Below are 7,365 nucleotides of genomic sequence, written 5' to 3'. Positions count from 1 at the left end.
GGACGGAGCCCCGCTGGAGGCTCTGATCACCGTCTGACCGCCGTCCGGCCGACGGCGAACGGCATCGAGGCGGGCCCGGAGGAATCCGGCGCCCGCCTCATGCGTTTCTCGGGTACAAAGCCCTCACATCGGCCTGAAGGCGATCCCGGAGCCGAGGATCGCTACGATGGGTGTTCCGGAGCCTGACCGGGGGACCCGGATCGCGCACGAGGAGTCCTCTTGGCAGACGAGGCCCAGCACCTGACCGCCGCCAAGCCCGAGCCCGCCCCGGGCACCACGGCGACGCCCCCGCCGCACGCGAAGAACGACGCCCGGCGGGCGGTGGAGCACGACCGTTCCGCGCCCGCCGAGAGGCCGGCCGAGCAGGCGCGTCCCAAACCGGCCGCGCCCGAGCGCGCCGGGACCGCGTCCGCTGTGCGTCCGACGTCCGGGCAGTCCTCCCGCTCCGGCTCCTCCAACCGCGTCCGGGCCCGCCTCGCCCGCCTCGGCGTCCAGCGCGCCAACCCCTACAACCCGGTGCTGGAGCCGTTGCTGCGGATAGTGCGCAGCAACGACCCCAAGATCGAGACCTCGACGCTGCGCCAGATTGAGAAGGCCTACCAGGTCGCCGAGCGCTGGCACCGCGGCCAGAAGCGCAAGAGCGGCGACCCGTACATCACCCATCCGCTGGCCGTCACCACCATCCTGGCCGAGCTGGGCATGGATCCGGCCACGCTGATGGCGGGTCTGCTGCACGACACGGTCGAGGACACCGAGTACGGCCTCGACCAGCTGCGCCGCGACTTCGGCGACACCGTCGCCCTGCTCGTCGACGGCGTGACCAAGCTGGACAAGGTCAAGTTCGGCGAGGCCGCGCAGGCGGAGACCGTGCGCAAGATGGTCGTCGCGATGGCCAAGGACCCCCGCGTCCTCGTCATCAAGCTCGCCGACCGTCTGCACAACATGCGCACCATGCGCTACCTCAAGCGCGAGAAGCAGGAGAAGAAGGCGCGCGAGACCCTGGAGATCTACGCGCCGCTCGCCCATCGCCTGGGCATGAACACCATCAAGTGGGAGCTGGAGGACCTCGCCTTCGCGATTCTCTACCCCAAGATGTACGACGAAATCGTACGGCTGGTGGCCGAAAGGGCACCGAAGCGTGACGAGTATCTGGCCATAGTGACCGACGAGGTCCAGTCCGATCTGCGCGCCGCCCGCATCAAGGCGACCGTCACCGGCCGGCCCAAGCACTACTACAGCGTCTACCAGAAGATGATCGTCCGCGGCCGTGACTTCGCGGAGATCTACGACCTGGTGGGCATCCGCGTCCTCGTGGACACCGTCCGCGACTGCTACGCGGCGCTCGGCACGGTGCACGCGCGATGGAACCCGGTCCCCGGCCGGTTCAAGGACTACATCGCGATGCCCAAGTTCAACATGTACCAGTCGCTGCACACGACGGTCATCGGCCCCAACGGCAAGCCCGTCGAACTCCAGATCCGTACGTTCGACATGCACCGCCGCGCCGAGTACGGCATCGCCGCGCACTGGAAGTACAAGCAGGAGGCCGTCGCCGGAGCCTCCAAGGTGCGCTCGGACGCGCCGAGGAGCACCGGCAAGGACGACCACCTCAACGACATGGCGTGGCTGCGCCAGCTCCTCGACTGGCAGAAGGAGACCGAGGACCCCGGCGAGTTCCTGGAGTCCCTGCGCTTCGACCTGTCGCGCAACGAGGTCTTCGTCTTCACGCCGAAGGGCGACGTGATAGCGCTGCCGGCCGGCGCCACACCTGTGGACTTCTCGTACGCGGTGCACACCGAGGTGGGCCACCGCACCATAGGAGCCCGCGTCAACGGACGCCTCGTACCGCTGGAATCGACCCTGGACAACGGCGACCTGGTGGAGGTCTTCACGTCCAAGGCGGCCGGCGCCGGGCCGTCCCGGGACTGGCTGAACTTCGTCAAGTCGCCGCGCGCCCGCAACAAGATCCGCGCCTGGTTCTCCAAGGAGCGCCGCGACGAGGCGATCGAGCAGGGCAAGGACGCCATCGCCCGCGCGATGCGCAAGCAGAACCTGCCCATCCAACGGATCCTGACCGGCGACTCGCTCGTCACGCTCGCCCACGAGATGCGCTACCCCGACATCTCGTCGCTGTACGCGGCGATCGGCGAGGGGCATGTCGCCGCGCAGAACGTCGTACAGAAGCTCGTCCAGGCCCTCGGCGGTGAGGAGGCCGCCACCGAGGAGATCGACGAGAGCGTCCCGCCCGCGCGCGGCCGCAGCCGCAAGCGCCGCTCCAACGCCGACCCGGGTGTGGTGGTCAAGGGCGTCGACGACGTGTGGGTCAAGCTGGCCCGCTGCTGCACACCGGTGCCCGGCGACCCGATCATCGGCTTCGTCACCCGGGGCAGCGGCGTCTCGGTCCACCGCAGCGACTGCGTCAACGTGGAGTCGCTGTCCCGCGAACCCGAGCGCATCCTCGACGTCGAGTGGGCGCCCACCCAGTCCTCGGTCTTCCTGGTCGCCATCCAGGTCGAGGCGCTGGACCGCTCGCGGCTGCTGTCGGACGTCACCAGGGTGCTGTCCGACCAGCACGTCAACATCCTCTCCGCGGCCGTGCAGACCTCCCGCGACCGCGTCGCCACCTCTCGCTTCACCTTCGAGATGGGCGACCCCAAGCACCTGGGGCACGTCCTGAAGGCGGTCAGGGGCGTGGAGGGCGTCTACGACGTCTACCGGGTGACCTCGGCCCGCCGGCCGTAGAAAAGCGCACCGCAGACGCAGCGGAGGCCCCCGTACGCAAGGTACGGGGGCCTCCGGTCACTACGGGGCGGTTCGGGTCAGCCGCCGAACTCGTGCAGACCCTTCAGCGCCTGGTCCAGGAGCGCCTGACGGCCCTCCAGCTCCCGCCCGAGCTTCTCCGCCCTGGCGGTGTTGCCCTGGGCGCGCGCCTGCTCGATCTGGCCGCGCAGCTTGTCGACGGCGGCCTGGAGCTGACCGGTCAGCCCTTCGGCCCGCGCACGGGCCTCCGGGTTGGTCCGGCGCCACTCGTTCTCCTCGGCCTCCTGGATGGCCCGCTCGACGGCGTGCATCCGGCCCTCGACCTTCGGCCGCGCGTCCCGCGGGACGTGACCGATGGCCTCCCAGCGCTCGTTGACCGAGCGGAAGGCCGCGCGTGCCGCCTTCAGGTCGCCGACCGGCAGGAGCTTCTCGGCCTCCTCGGCCAGCTCCTCCTTCAGCTTCAGGTTCTCCGACTGCTCGGCGTCCCGCTCGGCGAACACCGAGCTGCGGGCGGCGAAGAAGACGTCCTGGGCACCACGGAAGCGGTTCCACAGGTCGTCCTCGTGCTCGCGCTGGGCCCGGCCCGCGGCCTTCCACTCCGCCATCAGCTCGCGGTAGCGGGCCGCCGTCGGACCCCAGTCGGCCGAGCCGGACAGCGCCTCGGCCTCGGCGACCAGCCGCTCCTTGACCCGGCGGGCGTCCTCGCGCTGCGCGTCGAGCTGCGCGAAGTGCGCCTTGCGCCGCTTGGAGAACGCCGACCGTGCGTGCGAGAAGCGGTGCCACAGCTCGTCGTCCGACTTGCGGTCGAGCCGCGGCAGCCCCTTCCAGGTGTCCACCAGGGACCGCAGCCGCTCGCCGGCGGCCCGCCACTGATCGGACTGCGCCAGCTCCTCCGCCTCGGTGACCAGGGCCTCCTTGGCGTGCCGTGCCTCGTCGGACTGCTTGGCGCGCTGCTGCTTGCGCTCCTCGCGCCGCGACTCGACCGTCGCCACCAGCTTGTCCAGACGGCCCCGCAGCGCCTCCAGATCACCCACCGCGTGATGGGCCTCGACCTGCTCGCGCAGATGGTCGATGGCCGTCTGCGCGTCCTTGGCGGACAGATCGGTGGTCTGGACTCGCTTCTCGAGGAGGCCGATCTCCACAACCAGGCCCTCGTACTTGCGCTCGAAGTAGGCCAGCGCCTCGTCAGGAGAGCCTGCCTGCCAGGAGCCGACGACCTGCTCGCCGTCGGCCGTACGCACGTACACGGTCCCCGTCTCGTCGACGCGGCCCCACGGGTCGCTGCTCACAGCGCCTCCTCCACATGATGCCTGCGGGGGCCTTGGCGCCCGGGCATCGTCCACAGTTTCGTCACGGCCAACATAGGCGACCAGCGGGTTGCCTGTCCGCATCCAGCGCGGCCGAAATTTCGGAGCTGGCCGTGCTGGTCATCAGGATTTCGCGACGGTCGCCTTGTTGATGACGACGGTCGCGTTCGGGGCCCCGTCCCCGGCCCCCGTGTTCTCGCCCGCGGCGGCGATCTTCTTCAGTACCTTCAGCCCCGATTCGGACACCGTACCGAACGGTGTGTAGTTGGGGGGAAGCTGGCTGTCCTGGTAGACGAGGAAGAACTGGCTGCCGCCGGTGTGACGTCCCTGGCCCGAGCTGGCGTCGTACTGGTTCGCCATCGCGACCGTGCCCGCCGGGTAGACGTTGTTCTTCAGGCTCGCGTCCTTCAGGTTCTCGTCCGGGATCGTGTAGCCGGGACCGCCGGTACCGGTGCCCTGCGGGTCACCGCACTGAAGCACGTAGATGCCGTTGGTGGTGAGCCGGTGGCACTTGGTGTGGTCGAAGTAGCCCTTGCCGGCGAGGAAGTCGAACGAGTTCACCGTGTGCGGGGCCGCCGACGCCTTCAGCGCGACGTCGATGTCGCCGCACGTCGTGGCCAGCTTCATCGTGTACTTCGCCGACTTGTCGATCGTGACCGCCGGCTCCTTCTTCCAGGTCTCCGTCTTGACCGCGCCCGCGGCGGCCTTCTCGCACGGGTCCTTCGGCGTGCTCGCGCTCGGGGACGCGGTGGCGCTCGCGTTGACCTTGTCGTCGTCGCCCTTGAGGACCCCGGTCGTGTACAGCGCGAGGCTGCCGACCAGGATCACGCCGAGGACCGACGCGATCACCGAGTTGCGAACGCGCGACTTGCGCCGGGCGGATGTACGTCGCTGCTGCTGCCGCAAGAACTTCTCCCGGGCGAGCTGCCGCCGCCGCTGTTCCTGGGTGACCACGGGGTTTTCTCCTCATGCGTCTCGAGCGCCCACGGGGACGCGCGCGTCTGGTGTGCCGATCGCCTGCGTGTGCCCCGTACCGTATATGGGTTCGCTGAGGATTCGGCAGCGCCGGTAGGCTTCTGAGCACTGCCGTAGTCGCCCGTATCGACACAACGAAGGACGATCGTGCTCATTGCCGGGTTCCCAGCCGGGGCTTGGGGGACGAACTGTTATCTCGTCGCCCCCGCCGCCGGCGAGGAGTGCGTGATCATCGACCCGGGCCACCAGGCCGCCGCAGGAGTCGAGGAGACGCTCAGGAAGCATCGGCTCAAGCCCGTGGCCGTCGTCCTCACCCACGGCCACATCGACCATGTGGCCTCGGTCGTCCCGGTGTGCGGCGCGCACGACGTGCCGGCCTGGATCCACCCCGAGGACCGGTACATGATGAGCGACCCCGAGAAGGCGCTCGGGCGTTCCATCGGGATGCCACTGATGGGCGAGCTGACCGTCGGCGAGCCGGACGACGTCAAGGAGCTGACCGACGGCGCGAAGCTGGAGCTGGCGGGCCTGGAGCTGTCCGTCGCGCACGCGCCCGGCCATACCAAGGGGTCGGTGACCTTCCGGATGCCCGAGACCGCCGACATCCCGTCGGTCTTCTTCTCCGGGGATCTGCTGTTCGCCGGCTCCATCGGACGCACCGACCTGCCCGGCGGTGACATGGCCGAGATGCTCGACTCGCTGGCCCGCGTGTGCCTGCCGCTCGACGACTCGACCGTGGTGCTGTCCGGCCACGGCCCCCAGACGACCATCGGCCAGGAGCGTGCCGCCAACCCGTATCTGCGGCAGCTGGCGGCCGGCCTCGGGAGCGTGGACGCTCCCCGACGAGGAATGTGACGAGAGACTTTTCCGTGAGTACCTTCCAAGCCCCCAAGGGCACCTACGACCTGATCCCGCCGGACTCCGCCGTCTACCTGGCGGTCCGCGAGGCGATCGCCGCGCCCCTGCGCAGCTCCGGCTACGGCTACGTCGAGACACCCGGCTTCGAGAACGTGGAGCTCTTCGCGCGCGGTGTCGGCGAGTCCACCGACATCGTGACCAAGGAGATGTACGCCTTCGAGACCAAGGGCGGCGACCGGCTCGCCCTGCGCCCCGAGGGCACCGCCTCCGTGCTCCGTGCCGCCCTGGAGGCCAACCTCCACAAGGCGGGCAACCTGCCGGTCAAGCTCTGGTACTCCGGCTCGTACTACCGCTACGAGCGCCCCCAGAAGGGCCGCTACCGGCACTTCTCCCAGGTCGGTGCCGAGGCGATCGGCGCCGAGGACCCGGCGCTGGACGCCGAGCTGATCATCCTGGCCGACCAGGCGTACCGCTCGCTGGGCCTGCGCGACTTCCGGATCCTGCTCAACAGCCTGGGCGACAAGGAGTGCCGCCCGGTGTACCGGGAGGCACTCCAGAGCTTCCTGCGGGGCCTGGACCTGGACGAGGACACCCTGCGCCGCGCGGACATCAACCCGCTGCGCGTCCTGGACGACAAGCGTCCCGACGTCCAGAAGCAGCTGACCGAGGCGCCGCTGCTGCGCGACTACCTCTGCGACGCCTGCAAGGCGTACCACGAGGAGGTCCGCGAACTGGTCACGGCGGCGGGCGTGGTCTTCGAGGACGACCCGAAGCTGGTGCGCGGTCTCGACTACTACACGCGCACGACCTTCGAGTTCGTCCACGACGGCCTGGGCGCGCAGTCCGCGGTCGGCGGCGGCGGCCGTTACGACGGCCTGTCCGAGATGATCGGCGGCCCCGCGCTGCCGTCGGTCGGCTGGGCGCTGGGCGTCGACCGCACGGTCCTGGCGCTGGAGGCCGAGGGCATCGAGCTCGAACTCCCCGCGGCCACCAGCGTGTTCGCCGTCCCGCTCGGCGAGGAGGCGCGCCGCGTCCTGTTCGCCAAGGTCACCGAACTGCGCAAGAACGGCGTCGCCGCCGACTTCGCCTACGGCGGCAAGGGCCTCAAGGCCGCGATGAAGGCCGCCAACCGCTCGGGCGCCCGCTACGCCCTGGTCCTCGGCGAACGCGACCTCGCCGAGGGCGTCGTCCAGCTCAAGGACATGGAGTCCGGCGAGCAGACGGCGGTCGGCGTGAACGAGATCGTGGCGGAACTGGAGTCACGGCTGGGCTAGGACGCCCCGTCGGCCGTACGGGATGTCCCGTCGGCCGTACGGGATTCCCGTCAGCCTTACGTGATTCCCGTCATTCGTAAGGGATTTCCCGTCAGTCGTACGGGTGGAAGGGCGGCCGAGAGCGAAGGGATCCCGGGCCCGTATAGAGCCCACCGGGCACAGGCCGGGACCCGACCCCCGGGCCAGCCCCC

Annotated in this window: 5 protein-coding genes; 3 read left to right on the top strand and 2 right to left on the bottom strand. The window is 69.8% G+C overall.

Annotated features, from left to right (window positions below):
* Positions 1-219 precede the first annotated feature (219 nt).
* Positions 220-2,742, top strand: a complete 2,523-nt coding sequence (locus ABT085_RS41350) for a RelA/SpoT family protein (protein ID WP_351620733.1) — start codon at positions 220-222, stop codon at positions 2,740-2,742.
* A 77-nt stretch (positions 2,743-2,819) separates the two neighbouring features.
* Here ABT085_RS41350 and ABT085_RS41345 read toward each other — a convergent pair whose 3' ends face one another.
* Together ABT085_RS41345 and ABT085_RS41340 are read right to left on the bottom strand one after the other, a co-directional pair.
* Positions 2,820-4,049, bottom strand: a complete 1,230-nt coding sequence (locus tag ABT085_RS41345; protein WP_351620730.1) for a DUF349 domain-containing protein — start codon at positions 4,047-4,049, stop codon at positions 2,820-2,822.
* A 141-nt stretch (positions 4,050-4,190) separates the two neighbouring features.
* The gene (locus ABT085_RS41340) at positions 4,191-5,021 is read right to left on the bottom strand and encodes a peptidylprolyl isomerase (protein WP_351620728.1); all 831 of its coding nucleotides are present in this window, start codon (positions 5,019-5,021) and stop codon (positions 4,191-4,193) included.
* A gap of 168 nt (positions 5,022-5,189) precedes the next feature.
* Between ABT085_RS41340 and ABT085_RS41335 the strand changes: the two genes are divergently transcribed.
* Complete coding sequence (locus ABT085_RS41335) at positions 5,190-5,897, top strand: MBL fold metallo-hydrolase (RefSeq protein WP_351620725.1); 708 nt, start codon at positions 5,190-5,192, stop codon at positions 5,895-5,897.
* 14 nt (positions 5,898-5,911) lie between these two features.
* A complete protein-coding gene (hisS, locus tag ABT085_RS41330; protein WP_351620722.1) occupies positions 5,912-7,174 on the top strand; it encodes a histidine--tRNA ligase in 1,263 nt (420 codons plus the stop codon).
* The last annotated feature ends 191 nt before the right edge of the window (positions 7,175-7,365 follow it).

The sequence above is a fragment of the Streptomyces sp. NPDC002265 genome, assembly GCF_040296125.1.
Classification (GTDB): domain Bacteria; phylum Actinomycetota; class Actinomycetes; order Streptomycetales; family Streptomycetaceae; genus Streptomyces.
This window is presented reverse-complemented; position numbering and strand designations above follow the sequence as displayed.